General features: G+C 60.1%; 14 protein-coding genes. 12 read left to right on the top strand and 2 right to left on the bottom strand.

The genetic code is table 11. From position 1 onward, the window contains the following. Positions 1 to 25 precede the first annotated feature (25 nt). The 6 genes from ACK509_RS14265 (at position 26) to ACK509_RS14240 (ending at position 7392) form a co-directional block, all read left to right on the top strand. Entirely contained in the window at positions 26 to 604 is a 579-nt protein-coding gene (locus ACK509_RS14265) for an NADPH-dependent FMN reductase (RefSeq protein WP_410767196.1), read from the top strand. A 232-nt stretch (positions 605 to 836) separates the two neighbouring features. After that, positions 837 to 1424 (top strand): thymidine kinase, encoded by a 588-nt coding sequence (locus tag ACK509_RS14260; protein WP_410767195.1) that lies wholly within the window; start codon positions 837 to 839, stop codon positions 1422 to 1424. Positions 1425 to 1432: 8 nt separating this feature from the next. Then, on the top strand, positions 1433 to 2029 hold the full coding sequence (locus ACK509_RS14255) for a YIP1 family protein (protein WP_410767194.1): 597 nt from the start codon (positions 1433 to 1435) through the stop codon (positions 2027 to 2029). A 107-nt stretch (positions 2030 to 2136) separates the two neighbouring features. Beyond that, the gene (locus tag ACK509_RS14250; protein WP_410767193.1) at positions 2137 to 4302 is read left to right on the top strand and encodes a DHH family phosphoesterase; all 2166 of its coding nucleotides are present in this window, start codon (positions 2137 to 2139) and stop codon (positions 4300 to 4302) included. 131 nt (positions 4303 to 4433) lie between these two features. Beyond that, positions 4434 to 6080, top strand: coding sequence for a tRNA uridine(34) 5-carboxymethylaminomethyl modification radical SAM/GNAT enzyme Elp3 (locus tag ACK509_RS14245; protein WP_410767192.1), 1647 nt, complete (start codon positions 4434 to 4436; stop codon positions 6078 to 6080). A gap of 118 nt (positions 6081 to 6198) precedes the next feature. After that, complete coding sequence (locus ACK509_RS14240) at positions 6199 to 7392, top strand: mechanosensitive ion channel family protein (protein WP_410767191.1); 1194 nt, start codon at positions 6199 to 6201, stop codon at positions 7390 to 7392. 1 nt (position 7393) lies between these two features. On the opposite strand, the gene ACK509_RS14235 is transcribed toward ACK509_RS14240, so the two are convergent. Both ACK509_RS14235 and ACK509_RS14230 read right to left on the bottom strand, forming a co-directional pair. Continuing rightward, positions 7394 to 7837: a GNAT family N-acetyltransferase gene (locus tag ACK509_RS14235; protein ID WP_410767190.1), complete on the bottom strand. Its 444-nt coding sequence runs from the start codon at positions 7835 to 7837 to the stop codon at positions 7394 to 7396. After that, the gene (locus ACK509_RS14230) at positions 7834 to 9195 is read right to left on the bottom strand and encodes a hypothetical protein (protein WP_410767189.1); all 1362 of its coding nucleotides are present in this window, start codon (positions 9193 to 9195) and stop codon (positions 7834 to 7836) included. The genes ACK509_RS14235 and ACK509_RS14230 overlap by 4 nt, the downstream gene beginning before the upstream one ends. 99 nt (positions 9196 to 9294) lie before the next feature. Between ACK509_RS14230 and rqcH the strand changes: the two genes are divergently transcribed. The 6 genes from rqcH (at position 9295) to ACK509_RS14200 (ending at position 16302) form a co-directional block, all read left to right on the top strand. Continuing rightward, positions 9295 to 11397 (top strand): ribosome rescue protein RqcH, encoded by a 2103-nt coding sequence (gene rqcH, locus ACK509_RS14225; RefSeq protein WP_410767188.1) that lies wholly within the window; start codon positions 9295 to 9297, stop codon positions 11395 to 11397. Between the two features lie 175 nt (positions 11398 to 11572). Next, entirely contained in the window at positions 11573 to 12289 is a 717-nt protein-coding gene (locus ACK509_RS14220; protein WP_410767187.1) for a DUF4013 domain-containing protein, read from the top strand. A 58-nt stretch (positions 12290 to 12347) separates the two neighbouring features. After that, complete coding sequence (locus ACK509_RS14215; protein ID WP_410767186.1) at positions 12348 to 13049, top strand: DUF4013 domain-containing protein; 702 nt, start codon at positions 12348 to 12350, stop codon at positions 13047 to 13049. A gap of 45 nt (positions 13050 to 13094) precedes the next feature. Continuing rightward, positions 13095 to 14165, top strand: a complete 1071-nt coding sequence (locus ACK509_RS14210; protein ID WP_410767185.1) for an mRNA surveillance protein pelota — start codon at positions 13095 to 13097, stop codon at positions 14163 to 14165. Between the two features lie 277 nt (positions 14166 to 14442). Further along, a complete protein-coding gene (locus ACK509_RS14205) occupies positions 14443 to 15585 on the top strand; it encodes a glutamate-cysteine ligase family protein (RefSeq protein ID WP_410767271.1) in 1143 nt (380 codons plus the stop codon). 291 nt (positions 15586 to 15876) lie between these two features. Further along, positions 15877 to 16302 (top strand): hypothetical protein, encoded by a 426-nt coding sequence (locus ACK509_RS14200; RefSeq protein ID WP_410767184.1) that lies wholly within the window; start codon positions 15877 to 15879, stop codon positions 16300 to 16302. Position 16303: the final 1 nt, after the last annotated feature.

Genomic DNA, 16303 nt, shown 5'->3' with positions numbered 1-16303 from the left:
CAAGGCTCACTGGATGAGAGTGGATATGAACCAAACTCACGTCATTGCCATCGCTGGCAGTCTTCGTGACCACAGTTACACTCGGCTTGCTCTCCAAGTCGCTCTCGACGGTGCAGAAGAAGTCGGCGCGACGACCGAACTCATCGACCTCCGCGAGTTCGACCTCCCGCCGCTCGATGCAGACTTCGACGAACAGGGCGACTCACAGAAACTCGTCGAACTCGTCGATGAGGCCGATGCGGTCATCCTCGGAACGCCCGTCTACCACGGGTCGTACTCGGGAGTACTCAAGAACGCACTCGACTACTGCGGATTCGACGAATTCAGCGAGAAAACCGTCGGTGTGCTGGCAGTCGCAGGCGGGTCGTTCCCGGTCACCGCACTCGAACACCTGCGCACGGTTTGCCGGTCGCTCAACGCGTGGGTGCTTCCGCATCAGGCGGCGATTCCACGCGTCTACGAGATGTTCGACGACGGCGAACTCACTGACGAAGATATCCGTAACCGAGTCAAGCGCCTCGGCCGCGACGCGGTGATGTACGCCAACATCGAACCCGAACCCGCGACGTTCGAAAGTAGCGAGAACGTCGGCGCTGACGACTGAGTGCCCGAAGGAAGGAAGTGGTGGAACGCCTCTGATGCGTTCGTCCGCATCTCCCTCTGAGACGTATTGAACTGTTCGTACCACGAGAATACCATATTCTATTTTCACATACCATTTCCAGACATCCGGGTGTGGGGTGTCTCGTACAGTTCACCTCCCCCGACCATCAGGAACTGGCGACAGTCGGCACAGATGAGCAATCGTTTTGACCCTGCTGTGTTCCCTCAGAGATATGCATGCCATCACGAAGAGTGGATGGATAGAGGTCGTCACCGGGTCGATGTTCTCGGGGAAGACGGAGGAACTGCTCCGACGCCTTCGACGGGCGGAAATCGCCGGACAGGAAGTGGCCGTGTTCAAACCCGAAGTAGACGACCGCTACGGAAAGACCACCGTGGGGTCGCACGTTGGTGGGTCGTGGGAAGCGACAGTCGTTCCCTCTGAAGGCGAGGGCATCTGGGAGATTACGGACGAACTCAACGGCGAGGACGTCGTCGCCATCGACGAGGCGAATTTCTTCTCTGTGGACCTCGTCGAAGTCTGCGAGCAGTTGGCCGCCGAGGGCAAGCGCGTCATCGTCTCCGGCACCGACCAGACCTTCCGCGCCGAACCGTTCGAACCCCTGCCACAGCTGATGGCACTGGCTGAGTACGTCGATAAGTTACAGGCGATTTGCACAGTGTGTGGTGAACCTGCGAGTCGGAATCAGCGACTCGTCGATGGACAACCAGCGCACGTCGATGGCCCGACTATCGTCGTCGGTGCCGAGGAGTCCTACGAAGCGCGCTGCCGGAACTGTCATACACTCCGGCGCGACTAGAGGCACACGTGACTACGTGGGTCGAGACTCCTCGCGAAGGCCGTGACCGTGGTGTAGTCGGTCTCCTTCGCGCGTGGGTCGCCGTTCTCGTCAGCCCTCGGGAGTTCTTCCGAAACGGCGTCGCGCCGGGAGACCAAGCCCCGGGGCTCCTCTTCGCCATCTCGGTGACGCTCGTCTATCAGGGACTCCAGTACGCGCTCGTCCCCGCGACGATTCCCGCAATTGGGGCTGGGCCGATGCTCTCAGCACTGGTCGCACTGCTCGTTATCGCGCTCTTCGTTGCACCCGCCGTCCTCCACCTCACTGCCGCGATACAGACGGTCATGCTCGTCCCGTTGCTCTCGCGCAGAGCAGGTGTGAGCGAGACAGTCCAAGTCATCGCCTATTCGGCCGCGCCGTGTGTCTTCGCTGGCGTCCCGATTCCGGGAGTGCGACTTATCTGCGCACTCTACGGGTCGGCACTACTCATCGTCGGTATTCGAGAGGTTCACCAGACTTCGTTTGCCAAAGCAGCGGTGGCCGCCGCGATTCCCGCAGGCGTCGTCTTTGGCTACGGATTCGGTGGTTTTCGAGCGTTCAACGATTTCGTCACTGCGCTCACATAACCTAGTTTCCACGCCGAACGAGCGTGGATGATTCGCCACGCGCGTGCCAATCATCACCTGAGCGTCTATCGACAATCGTTTTAGTAAGGGGTTGTTTGCTCAACTCAATGGATTGGATTACGCACGAGGAGGACGTCTGGTTCGAGTTCCGGGGCAATAGTCCCCACCAACTCGTCCCCGGACGCTTCTACAGAGGCACCGTCGACGGATACGCCGATTTCGGTGTCTTCGTCGACCTTGCACCGAACGTGACTGGTCTCCTGCACCGCAGCGAACTCGACAAGCGCCTGGAGAGTCTGACCTGGGAACCCGGCGACGACGTATTCGTTCAGGTGAAGAACGTCCGTGACAACGGCAACATCGACCTCGGCTGGTCGATTCGCCAGGGCGAAAACGAGTTCCGCGGCGCTCGCATTCACGACCCAGACGGCGAGGCTGACAATCAGCCCGTCGAGAGCGACAAATCCGAACAAACGGCTACAATCAAGACGAAGCCGGTCAGCGGAAAGCGCCGCCACGTCGGCGAAAAGTCAGAGCCTAAGAGCGCCGCCGCTGAGACGCAATCGGTCGAAACCGAAGTCGTCGAAGCCGAGCCGGAAACCGAAGAGACGACCGCGGACGACGAATCCCGCGCACCCACGGCCAGCGATGTTGTTGGCAACCTCGAAGAAGAGACGGAAGAAGCAGAAGCCGAATCCGAGCAAGAGACGGAAGAAGCAGAAGCCGAATCCGAGCAAGAGACGGAAGAAGCAGAAGCCGAAGAGGCAGAACTCCCCGAGCGTGTCTCGCTCGGAATCATCGGCGACCACGTCGGTGACCACGTCACCGTCGAAGGCACCATCTCCAGCGTCCGACAGACTGGCGGCCCGACTGTCTTCGAACTCCGCGACGAATCCGGTGTCGTCGATTGCGCCGCCTTCGTCGAAGCAGGCGTTCGCGCCTACCCCGAAGTCAACGTCGACGACAACGTCCGCATCGTGGGCGAAGTCGAGCGACGACGTGGCGAACTTCAAATCGAGACGGAGGACCTGACCGTCCTCGAAGGCGAAGAATCCGAGGCTGTCGAACAGCGCCTCGCCGACGCGCTCTCTGACGAAGCACGTCCGGACGCAATCGCGCCGCTCGCCGACCACGAACCGGTCGCCGCCGTCGGTGCCTCGCTGCTCGATGCCGCAGAGGCAATCCGCCGCGCCGTCCTCGAATCGCGCCCAATCGTCGTCCGCCACACGGCCACCGCCGACGGCTACGTCGCTGGTGCCGCAATCGAGCGCGCCGTGCTGCCCCTCATCCGCGAGGAACACCCACGCGACGACGCCGAGTACCACTACTTCACCCGTCGCCCGCTCGACGAGGCTGTCTACGGCATGGACGCTGCGACGAACGACGTGACGCGCATGCTCGAAGACCGCGACCGTCACGACGAAAAGCTCCCGCTCGTCCTCTTCCTCGGCGCTGGCTCGACCACCGAATCGCTCGATGGCCTCGGCCTGCTCGGCGTCTACGGCGCAGAGCGCGTCGTCCTCGATGCCGCGCCTGCAGACGAAGAAGTCGCTGGCGAAACTGACGTACTCGTCAACCCCGCACGCGAAGGTGCAGACGCTCGTGACCTCTCGGTCGGCGCACTCGCTGCAACCCTCTCTGTCGCCGTCAACGCGGACGTCCGCGACGACGTGTCGCACCTCCCTGCGGTCACCTACTGGGAGAACTGCCCACAGCAGTACCTCGACCTCGCGGCCGACCACGGTTTCGACGCTGACCGCGTCCGCGAACTCCGTGAAGCCGTCGCGCTCGAAGCCTACTACCAGTCCTACCAGGACAAGCGCGAACTCATCGCCGACCTGCTCTTCGACGCCGACGAAGGCCTCGCTGGGCACGTCTCCGAGCAGTTCCGCATCAAAGTCGAAGACGAAGTCGAGACGGCCGAAGCAAACCTCGAAGCCCGTGACGTTCACGGCGTCACCGCAGTCGTCCTCGACTCCGATGCCTTCAGTCACCGCTTCGACTTCCCGCCGACGGCCCTGCTCGTCGACGAACTCCACCGCCGCAACCGCGACGGTGACCGCTTCGTGACCGTCGCCTTCGGCACCGACGAACTGTACCTCCGCGCAACCGGTGACCTCGACTTCCGCACGCTCGTGGAGTCGGCCGCCGCAAAGGCACCCGCCGCTGGCCTCGGTGCCGCTGGCATCCGCGAAGGCCGCATCGAGTTCCTCACCGGCGCACGTGAGGAGGCACTCGACGCCGTCCTCGCCGCCGTCGCCGAACAGTTCTAAGTCGCAATCCAGACTCCTCCTCGTCGTTTTGGGAGGACGAATTCTCCACCCCCGAGCGACACGCTTATCCACGAAACGACCCGATTCGGCGTCATGAACCGTCACCACGTCACCGATAGCGAGGTGTTTTCGTGAACGCCGAAACCGAATCCGACGCGTTCGAGCAGACGTGTAAGGCTCTCGTCGAGCGAATTCTCTCGGGTGAGGTTGGCCGCGACGACCTCGAATCCGCCAAACTCGATGCCTGCTCGGAACACTCCTCACCGAAGGTGCCGAAGAACACCGAGATTCTCCAACACGCACCCAAGGACCGGCGCGAAGAGGTCAAAGAAGTCGTCCGCCGTAAGCCCGTTCGCACGGCCTCGGGCGTCTCTCCGGTCGCTATCATGACCTCGCCGCACATGTGCCCGCACGGGAAGTGTCTCTACTGTCCCGGCGGTCCAGCCAGCGAGTTCTCGTCGTCGCAGTCCTACACGGGCCACGAACCCGCGGCCGCCCGCGGCGTTCAGAACGATTACGACCCGTACGGGCAGGTCACTCTCCGTCTCGAACAACTCCGACACATCGGCCACCCGGTCGATAAGGTCGAGCTCATTCTGATGGGTGGGACGATGACTGCTCGGAGCCACGACTACCAAGAGTGGTTCGTCAAGCGGGCACTCGAAGCGATGAACGATTACGACCTCGATACGGAACCCGCACCAAAAGAGAACCAGTCGTTCAAGCCCGACCCCGAGGATGTCGAGTTCAAGTACATCGAGGACGTCATCGCCGAGAACGAGACGAACGAGATTCGGAACATCGGGACGACGTTCGAGACCAAACCCGACTGGTGCGACCCCGAGCAAATCGACCGGATGCTCGACTTAGGAGCGACGAAAGTCGAAGTCGGCGTCCAGACGACCTACGAGCGCATCAACCGCGAGATGCACCGCGGTCACGGCGTACAGGCGTCTATCGACGCCAACCGCAACCTCCGCGATTCGGCGTTCAAAGTCGGCTTCCACATGATGCCCGGCCAACCCGGCATGACCCGCGAGATGTGCCTCGAAGACTTCAGACAACTCTTCGACAACTCCGACTGGCGGCCGGACTACCTCAAAATCTACCCGACGCTCATCGTCCGCGACACCATCACCTACGACATGTGGCGTCGCGGCGAGTACGAACCGCTGAACAACGAGGAAGCCGCCGATATCGTCGGCGAGGTCATGGGTATGATTCCGAAGTACACGCGCCTCCAGCGCGTCCAGCGCGACATCCCCGCGGACTTCATCGACGCTGGCGTCTGGAAGTCCAACCTTCGGCAACTCGCCGAACAGCGTGCCGAAGAGAAGGGTATCGTCCCGCGCGACATCCGCGCCCGCGAAGTCGGCATGAACGAGGCCAACCCCGACCCCGAGCGCGTCGAACTCGATATCATGACCTACGAGGCCGCAGGCGGCACGGAACACTTCATCTCGTTCGAAGACCCCGTCGCAGACCTGCTCATCGGCTTCTGTCGCCTGCGCTTCCCCGGCAACCCGGTTCGCCGCGAACTCCAGAACGCCGCGCTCGTCCGCGAACTGCACGTCTACGGGTCTGAGGTGGGCATCGGCGACCAGGGCGACTGGCAGCACAAAGGCTACGGGCGCAAACTGCTCGCACAGGCCGAGTCGATGGCCATGGATGCCGGATTCGACAAGATTTCGGTCATCTCAGGGATTGGCGTCCGCCAGTACTACAAGCAGAAACTCGGCTACCACCAAGACGGTCCGTACGTCTCGAAGCGGTTGTAGGGATTACAACTGTAATCGGTCTCGTTCGATTCTCGTTCTTGATTCTCACTCCGCCACGTTTTTTGACTATCTTACAAACCAATTGGTAGTATGGGAGTTCTTGGGGGGACGTGGTGAGATGGCGGCCACGTGGATAGAGAGCGTTCGTTCGACACTCGCACAGTTCGTCTCGACCGAAGAGCGCATCGGTATCTCGGCAGCGCTGATAATCCTCGCATTCGGGGTCGCGCTGTATCTCGCACCGAGAATCGTCTCGCGTGCGGCGAGTGAGTTCCACAACCGCGTGCTGTCGCACACAAAAGTTCCGGACCAAGTGGGCGACGTTGCGTGGATGTTCCCCGCGAAGATACTGATTCGGACGCTCCAAGTAGCCATCTTTGTCGGTGTTGGCCTTTCGCTCTTGGTACTCTGGGGTTACGGGTCACTCGCGTTGACGGCCACCGCCATCATCGCCGTCATCATCCCGAACATTCTCAAAGTCGGGTTGACGCTCGGTCTGCTCGCGGGCGCGTTCGTCGGGACGAACATCCTCGAAGCGCAACTCGACACCTACGCGTCGAACTCTGACCACATCAACGCCCATCAGCAAGGTATCGCGTTTCGCGTCCTCCAAGTCGTCGTCCTCATCGCGGTGGGGATGGCGACACTCACCGTCTGGCAGTTCGAACTCGACGGCCTCCTCGTCGGTGCCGGATTCCTCGGCATCGTCGTCGGTATGGCCGCCCGACAGACACTCGGGTCGCTCATCGCCGGGTTCGTCCTCATGTTCTCTCGACCGTTCGAACTCGGCGATTGGGTCGAAATCGACGGCGCAGAGGGCATCGTCACCGACATCACCATCATCAACACGCGACTGAGCAACGCAGACGGCGAGACGGTGGTCTTTCCGAACGACCGGGTGACGAACGCGAAAATCACGAACCGAACGAAGCGAAATCGACTCCGGCTCAAGTTAGACGTGGGAATCGATTACGACGCAGATATCGAACACGCCGAGGAAGTCGCTACGGGCGCGTTCACGGACCTCAAATTCGTCGAAGAAGTGCCACAGCCGCAGGTCATCCCGACGACGTTCGGCGATTCGTCGATTGGACTCCAACTCCGATTCTGGATTACGAACCCTTCCGCACCGCGCCGTGCGCAGGCGAAAGCGGAGGTACTCCGGAGCGTGAAGACGGCGTTCGACGACGAGGGTATCAAAATCCCGTTCCCACAGCGGGAACTCCTCGCCCGCGAAGAGGTCGATGGCTTCCAACTCAAACACGAACGCCGCAGTCAGCCTGTGAAAAAGTCGGTCTCGAGCGAAGACTGAGTTATAGCGACTTTTCCATCACGACGTGCGGAATACCCGCCTCGTCGAACACGTCACTGGTCGTTTCGTACCCTAAGCCGTGATAGAAGCCTTCTGCCGAGGTTTGGCCGTGCAAGTAGAGCGAGTCGTATCCGGCGTCTCTCGCTTCTGCTTCGAGTACCTCCATGAGTCGCTTTCCCCAGCCTTCGCCACGGGCGGATTCGAGGACTGCGACGCGTTCGACCTTCCCCACACCAGGTTCGTACGCGCGGATTCGTGCCGCACCGACTGCCTCGCCATCGCGGTAGCCGACGAAGTGGCTGGCATTGGCGTCTGGTTCGTCGTACTCGTCCCACTCCAACTCTTCATCGACGCCCTGTTCGTCCACGAAGACGGCTCTTCTGACGGCGAACGCGTCTTCTCGTTCCGCGTCGGTCGTGACGACGCGAACCGCTGTTTCGCTCATGCCCCGTGATTTTGCGGGTGACTACCTGACGGTTGCGGAGCGGATTTCGTGTTCGATTCGCCGCCGAGTGCCCACCCGAGACGATAGGCCAGCGTTCCCGAAGCGAGAGTGAGAAGCGTCCACCCGCTGAGGAGCAGCAGCATAAACGCCGGGCCGAACCCACCGATTGGGAGCGTCGGGATGGTGAAGACGACGGGTGCGGCGACGATGGCGAGCGCGAACGGCCACGTGCGATGCTCTCGTCTGGCGGCGTAGCCGAACGGGAGGAACAACGCGAACGTCAGCCCTAACGAGAGCGCGCTTGGGACGCCCCAGAGGAGTGATGGTCGAGTGACGAACGAGACGACGAAGGCGGCAGCGATTGGCGGTGCAAGTGTTGCAACGAGTAAGCGTCGGAAGGTGAACAGTCCGGGTTTCTTGGTCGCAAGGAGGCCGAGCAGTGCAAACTGAATTCCGAGTGTCCACGCGACGATTGCGTACCCACCGGAGACCAATCTGACGGCGACGAGGCTGAAGAGCCACGCGACGCTGATTCCCATCGTCAGGTAGCCGAGTACGCGAACCGACCTGCTCTCCGCATCGACGCGGCGTGTGAGTCGCTGGATGGCGACGACACCGAATCCCATCAAGAACGTCGGAACCAATGCGGCCCCAACGAGGTCAGAGAGGAGGTACGGTGCCGAATCGGCGGCGATGCTCGCAGTGGCCGCCGCTTGAGTGGAGAGGCTTCGGTCCGGCCCGAAGGCGAGGTACGTCTCGTCGTCGATGTATGGCCCAGAATGGTCGTCACCCAACCACACTGCGGCCGTGTCGTCGTCGTTCTTCAACTCCGAGGGGTCGTTGACGAGGACGCTCCCATCCGGTCCGCTGACGACGAATCGGTCGGCATCGACGTAGACGCGCTGTGTGTAGCCGTCGGCGTTGAAGTAGTCTACGAGGAGTACACCGCCCGAGGTCCGATAGCCCATCTCGGGAACCTCGAAGGTGACGACGACGGTGTTGTCTTCTATCTGCGCTGTGAGGTTCTGCGGGTCGTCCACGAACGGGCGATACTGGTCGAACGTCTCTCGAACGACACTGTCGAGGAGTGCCGGATTCTCGCGGAACGTGGTGGCACTCTCTTCGTCGATAGCGACGCGAGCGGTCCAATAACCGGTTCCGTCGTCGTCTATTTGGAGGGTCAATTCGCTCGATTCGATAGTGAGTTCGACGCCGGATTCGGTGGCGGCATCGACGAACGGGTCACTACAAACACCGCAGACCGTCTCTGGCGGGGAACTGGCCGATGTCGGCGCAATTGCACCGGGGACTGCGGCAATCAGGAGAAGGAGGACAAAACAGGCGGCGCGGGCTCTCATCTCTCGAAAAATTATGGGTGGTTGATAAGTATCTTCTCCCCGGGAAAACGACCCATCGAAACGACATCCCTTTTCGTCCAGCGGTGAAAAACCGCGACTATGGACCCGAAGCGGGAACTCACGAGCGTCGACCTCGCCGCTCTCGTCACCGAATTGAATCGGTACGAGGGGGCGAAAGTCGACAAGGCGTACCTCTACGGCGACGACTTGCTTCGCCTCAAGATGCGGGATTTCGACCGCGGACGGGTCGAACTCCTCCTCGAAGTCGGCGACATCAAACGGGCACACCTCGCCGACCCGAAGAACGTCCCCGACGCACCGGGTCGCCCGCCGCAGTTCGCAATGATGCTGCGAAATCGGCTCAACGGTGCTGATTTCGCGGGTGTCGAACAGTACGACTTCGACCGGATTCTCACCTTCTCGTTCGACCGCCCCGACGAAAACACGCAAATCGTGGTCGAACTCTTCGGCCAGGGTAACATCGCCATCCTCGACGAGACGGGCGACGTGATTCGCAGTCTCGAAACCGTCCGCCTCAAGTCGCGGACGGTCGCTCCCGGCGCGCAGTACGAATACCCGTCGTCTCGACTCAACCCGCTCACCGTAAGTCGCTACGAACTCGAACGTGTGATGAGTCAGTCCGACACCGACGTGGTTCGGACGCTGGCGACGCAACTCAACCTCGGCGGCCTGTACGCCGAAGAACTCTGTACTCGCGCAGGTGTGGACAAGACGCTCGATATCACCGACGCGACCGACGAAACGTACGACAAGGTCTTCGACGCAATCGAGACGCTCCGCGACCAAGTTCGCGCTGGAGAGTTCGACCCGCGCGTCTACCTCGACGAAGAAGACGAAGTCGTTGACGTGACGCCCTTCCCTCTCCAAGAACACCAGAACGAAGGGCTCAGTGAGGAAGCCTACGACACCTTCAACGAGGCGCTCGACGAGTATTTCGTCCGCCTCGATTTGACCGCCGACGAGCAAGAGGCCACTTCGAACCGTCCCGATTTCGAGGAGCAAATCGCCAAACAAGAGCGCATCATCGAGCAACAAGAACAGGCGATTTCGGGCTTCGACGAGCGCGCCGACGCCGAACGCGAACGCGCCGAACTGCTCTACGCCCACTACGACCTCGTCGACGACGTTCTCTCGACGGTTCGTGGCGCACGCGAACAGGGCGTTCCGTGGGACGACATCGCCGACACACTCGCCGAGGGTGCCGAACAGGGGATTCCGGCGGCCGAAGCAGTGACGAACGTCGATGGCGCGGAGGGGACCGTCTCTATCGACATCGACGGGACGAACATCACCCTCGACGTGTCGATGGGCGTCGAGAAGAACGCCAACCGCCTCTACACCGAGGCAAAGCGTATCCAAGAGAAGAAAGAGGGTGCGCTCGCGGCTATCGAAGACACCCGCGAAGAACTGGAAGCGGCGAAAAAGCGCCGCGACGAGTGGGAGGCCGACGATAGCGACGAACCGGACGACGACGAAGAGTACGAAGAGACCGACTGGCGCTCGTTGCAGTCGGTCCCCGTCAAATCGACCGAACACTGGTTCGAACGGTTCCGTTGGTTCCGCACCTCCGACGGATTCCTCGTCATCGGCGGCCGTAACGCCGACCAGAACGAGGAGCTTGTTAAAAAATACATGAACAAGCACGACCGGTTCTTCCACACCCAAGCGCGCGGAGGGCCAGTGACGCTCCTCAAGGCCTCCGGGCCGAGCGAGCCATCGGTCGAAGTCGATTTCCCCGACTCCTCGCTCGAAGAGGCCGCCCAGTTCGCCGTCTCGTACTCGTCTATCTGGAAAGACGGCCGATTTGCCGACGACGCCTACATGGTCGAACCGTCGCAGGTGTCGAAGACGCCGGAGTCTGGTGAGTACCTCGAAAAAGGAAGCTTCGTCGTCCGGGGCGACCGAACCTACTTCAACGACGTCCCCGCAAAAGTCGCCGTCGGCATCCAGTGTGAAGGCGAGACCCGCGTCCTTGGCGGCCCGCCGTCGGCTATCGAACCGCGCGTGGAAGCGATGTTGACGCTCACCCCGGGGCAGTACGCACAGAACGACGCCGCAAAACTGTGCTACCGCGATCTCCGGAATATGTTCGAAGACCAATCGTTCGTCAGAAAAGTAGCATCCCCCGACCAGATTCAAGAGTTCCTTCCGCCAGGCGGCAGTACAATCACGGACGACTAACAATCGTTCTCAGATTGTGGAAATTCCGGTTATTCAGGTCTAATTGTCAATTATTCGCACGGGGCGGGTGCAAGATTATATACTTTCTCGTTGTAATGATAGTCGAGCGCAGTACACACCTGACAGAATATCAGCCACTGGGGCGGTTATCGTCGGCGGCGCTCAGTGACTTACAATGCTTTCAGAATCAATCAACTACCTTCGTAACGACGAAAGTTGGCTCAAGACCGTCCTCATCGGCGGCGTGCTGACTTTCTTTAGCTTCCTCATCATCCCGGCGTTCGTCGTCCTCGGCTACACGCTCAGCGTGATTCGCGCCACGATGCACGGTGACGAAAAGCCTCCAGAGTTCGGCGAATGGGCCGACATGACTGTCGATGGCATCAAAGGCTTCGCAATCGTCCTGGTGTATTCGCTCATCCCCGCCATCATCGCGATGGTGTTCGGGTTCGCGGGTATCCTCAGTATCGCTGCTGGCGGTGGTGACTCGGGTGCGGCTAACGCCTTCGGCGGTATCGTGACGCTGCTCGGCCTGCTCGCCGCGTTCGTCCTCGGTATCTTCGCGGCGTACGTCACCCCGGCGGCGCTGTCGAACTACGCCGAGACCGACCGCATGGGCGCTGCGTTCAGCGTGAGCGAACTGCGTCCCATCCTCACCTCGGGTAAGTACGCGACCGCGTGGCTCATGGCCTTCGTCGTGATCTTCGCGGCATCTGTCGTCACTGGCCTCCTGAACGTCGTCCCGCTCCTTGGCTTCGTCCTCGGTTCGTTCGTGACGTTCTACGCAGTCGTCGCCGCCTACTACATCATCGGCACGACGTGGGGCGAACTCCACGAAATCGAGATGATGGAAGACGACGGCGACATGCCCGGCGAACAACCCGCAGTCTAATTTCGCTACGCGTTTTTTCGACGGAATATCTAAGCCCCCTTACTGAGTGAAATCATTCATGCTCTCTGACGCATTGCTGTTCCTCAAGAATAGCGACGACTGGGTCGCCACGACGGTTATCGGTGGCGTACTCTCACTCCTGTCTATACTCATCATCCCGGCGTTCATCCTCCAAGGGTATTTCGTCAAGACCATGCGTGCGGCGGCGAACGGTGACGAGGCCGCACCGTCGTTCACCGATTGGGGTGAGATGCTCGTCGATGGCGTGAAACTATTCGTCATCGGTTTGGGCTGGTCGCTCGTCGTCATCGTTCCGATACTCATCTTGGGCATCTTCCTCGGACTCGGTTCTGCCGCGCTCACGCAGGGGGCAGCCGACCCCAGTGCGGCCGGGAGTGTCGGTCTCAGCATCTTCGGATTCGTCGGCTTCTTGTTGATTGGTCTGCTCGGACTGGTCGTCGGGTTCCTTTACCCCGCAGCGAGCGCGAACTTCGCTATCGAGGGGAACCTCGGCGCAGGATTCGACGTTCGGACGATTATCGGGGCCGCCTTCACCGGTGAGTACGTCGTCGCCTGGTTGCTCGCAATCGTCGTCTCCATCGTCCTCGGGACCATCGGAAGTCTCCTGAGTATCGTCCTCATCGGTATCTTCGTCTTGTTCTACGTGCAGGTGGCGACCTTCTACCTGTGGGCACGCGGCTACGCCGATGGACGCGGCTTTACCCCTGTTTCGAGTGAGAACTCTGCTTCGGGTTGGTAAGCGTCGATAGCAGGACTCTTTTCCGTTCCGTGACGACTCACGGATATGCGTATCGCCAATCGCGGCCGTGGTGAGGAAGGACGCGAGCGAATCTCACTGGTCCCCGAGAACGTCGACGACCTTTGGCACCTCTCGTACGTACTCGAACCCGGTGATTTAGTCTCCGGTGACACCACTCGCCGTATCCAACGCGACGACGACCAAATGCGCGACACTGGCGGCGAGCGCGAGCATCTCAACGTCACTATCGAAGTCGAGGACGTGGAGTTCGCTCGGTTCGCCAATCGCCTCCGTGTCGGCGGCGTCATCGTCGGCTGCTCGAGAGAAGACCAACTCGGCCACCATCACACGCTTAACGTCGAAGAACGCGCCGAGATAACCATCGAGAAGCACTTCAAAGCCGACCAAATCGACCGTATCGAAGCCGCAGAGGCGGCAACCGAGAATCCCGACGTCGCCATCGCGACGGTCGAAGAAGGTGCCGCGTACATCCACACCGTCGCCCAGTACGGCACCGAAGAGTACGCCTCGCTCACGAAACCGACGGGCAAAGGCGAGTACGCCCGTCCGCGTTCCGAACTCTTCGACGAACTCGGGTCGGCACTGTCGCATCTGAAGGTCGATGCCATCATCCTCGCCGGACCGGGCTTTACGAAGAACGACGCGATGGACTACCTCGACGAGAACTACCCCGACGTCGCCGAGAACATCATCACGACCGTCGATACCGCCGGTGTCGGCGATAGAGGTGTCCACGAAGTTCTCAAGCGCGGCGCAGTTGACGACGTACAGAAAGAGACGCGCATCGCCGAGGAAGCGAACCTCATCGACGAACTGATGGAGAACATCTCGACCGGTGCGAAAGCGGCCTACGGCATCGAACAGGTCGCCGAGGCCGCCGAGTTTGGCGCGGTCGAAAACCTCCTCCTCCTCGATTCACGACTGCGAGAAGAACGGCAAGGAAACGGTGACTGGGACCTCGATATTAACGACGTCATCGACTCTGTCGAGCAGAAGGGGGGCGAGGTCACCGTCTTTTCGGCCGAGTTCCAACCCGGCGAGCAGTTGCAGAATCTCGGCGGCGTCGCCGCGATTCTTCGCTATCGGCTTCAGTAACGTGGCTTAGCTGAACTACGCAACAACTGAGGCAGACGGTGTGCTGAATACAGACACCGAATATTTCAGTGAATTCACGTGATGACAACGGTATCGGTTGCTACGTCACACCCTTTAGAACTGGAAGAGTGACAATTTAAAAAAGCAGCATGGGTGCGAGATAGTCGAAAAATCCGATGGGATAATCGCTAGATTCTGCGGTGATCGTAACCTATAACACCAAATATTGGGAAATAGTGTCATGCCGTAGTCGAGCATTGCGCTCAGAATGAACAACATGGTAGAACGAAGAACAGATGGTGGAGTTCCGGGGCCGCCTCCCGGGTCACGTACGATTAGGCGGAGTATCGAAGTAGAGTACTGGGTTGTCGACGAAGCAGGGAACCTAGTCGAACCAGATGGGTTGACTGATTTTCCAGGCGTTGAGCGAGAGTTCGTGAAACCACTTCTCGAGATTAAAACGTCACCTTGTGAGAGTTCTGAGGAGTTACGGGCCGAACTCCTCGAGCGCATCTCCAAAGTAGTAAACCGAGGAAATGACATCGGAAAACGACTCGTCCCACTCGGTACACCCATCAACGAACCCGAGATACAAGAACACCCAAGCGACCGGACACGTATTCAGAACGACGTCGTCGGTGAGAACTTCGACTACGTCCGTCACTGTGCTGGGACGCACATCCACGTCGAGCAGCAACCGGGGCGGTCGATAGACCAGCTGAATACGCTGATTGCATTGGACCCGGCCCTTGCGTTAGTCAACTCCTCACCGTACTACCAGGGGCGCAACGTTGCAGCCAGTGCTCGGTCGTGGCTCTACCGCTGGAAGGCATACGATGACCTCTCACATCAAGGCCGACTCTGGCGATATGTCGAAAGCCAAGACGAGTGGAATCGACGACTCGAACGCCGGTACGAAGACTTCGTGACCGCAGCGATGGACGAGGGAATCGACCGGCGAGACATCGAAGCGAATTTCGATCCCGAAAGTGCCGTTTGGACGCCAGTCCAGCTCCGAGAGCGATTCAACACGGTGGAGTGGCGTTCACCCGATACCGCACTCCCGAGTCAAGTCCTGCAAATCGCCGACCACATCTCCGAGGTGATAGAGCATCTCGAGAGGACAGAATTACGCATCGAAGGAGAGAGAGGAGAGATTCGAGAAGATGGAATCATCGTCCCCGAATTCGACACCGTTCTCGGGTATCTGAACGAAGCGATAGAGAATGGCCTCCGCTCAGAGGCAGTGTGCGGCTACCTCGAACGGATGGGGTTCCAGCCCGACACGTACGACCCAATCGCCCACGCGATAGACGGTCAGGAGGTGGTGCAGCAAGAGGAAGCTCGAAAAATTCGCCTTGCATACGCCACGCGTCTCGAAGAAGACGTGAATCGCGCCGCACCGACTCGTCGTAAGTGACGATGCCTCGATGCGTGTCCACAACTGTTCGGTATCGAGAGTAGGGCGGTTCGGTTCACAGTTTGCCGGATTTTTTGTCGTTACTAATGGAGAGCCGAAGAGTCGCCACTCACTTCCGAGAGAGCAGTGCCCTGAGAAGTGAGGAAGTCCCCCGATTCGATACTGCATTCGCACTCTCTCTTCGATGTGATTTTCTGAAGGTATGAACCGCCCTACGTTCCCGAAATCAGCATCTCACCTCAGGATAACCGTTTAGCTGACTGACTCCTTACACTCTCTGTACGTCAGCGTATGGCCTCGAAGCTCACTGCACGAGTTGACCGATGGCTCGACCAGGTGTTCTTTGCCGGGTGGGAGATTTCGGTCCTCGTCATCCCGACACTGTGGTTTCTTATCTTCGCGGAGCCCCCGGAAGCGGTGTCGCTGTCGGGAATCACGGCACTCATCACGAGTTCGGCCGCCGTCGGGACGTTCAGAGGTGGCTACATCGATACCGGGTCGTGGCCCCGTCCTGGCCATCTCCCGTCGCTCCCCGCTCGGTCTGCGTATTACAGCCTCGTCGTCGGTGGGTCGGCGATGCTCGGTGCGATGGCACAAGTCGAACTCGGGTCGTTCTGGGTGGGGATTGTGATTCCAACCGTTGCGACGATTCTCTCGTTGGCGCTCGTTCCGAGGGTTCTCGCACAGTTACAGCGTGTTGCACGAGTGGCGGTGTGAG

Origin of the sequence: Haloferax sp. DFSO60 (genome assembly GCF_046557615.1) — an archaeon.
Taxonomy (GTDB): domain Archaea; phylum Halobacteriota; class Halobacteria; order Halobacteriales; family Haloferacaceae; genus Haloferax.
This window is presented reverse-complemented; position numbering and strand designations above follow the sequence as displayed.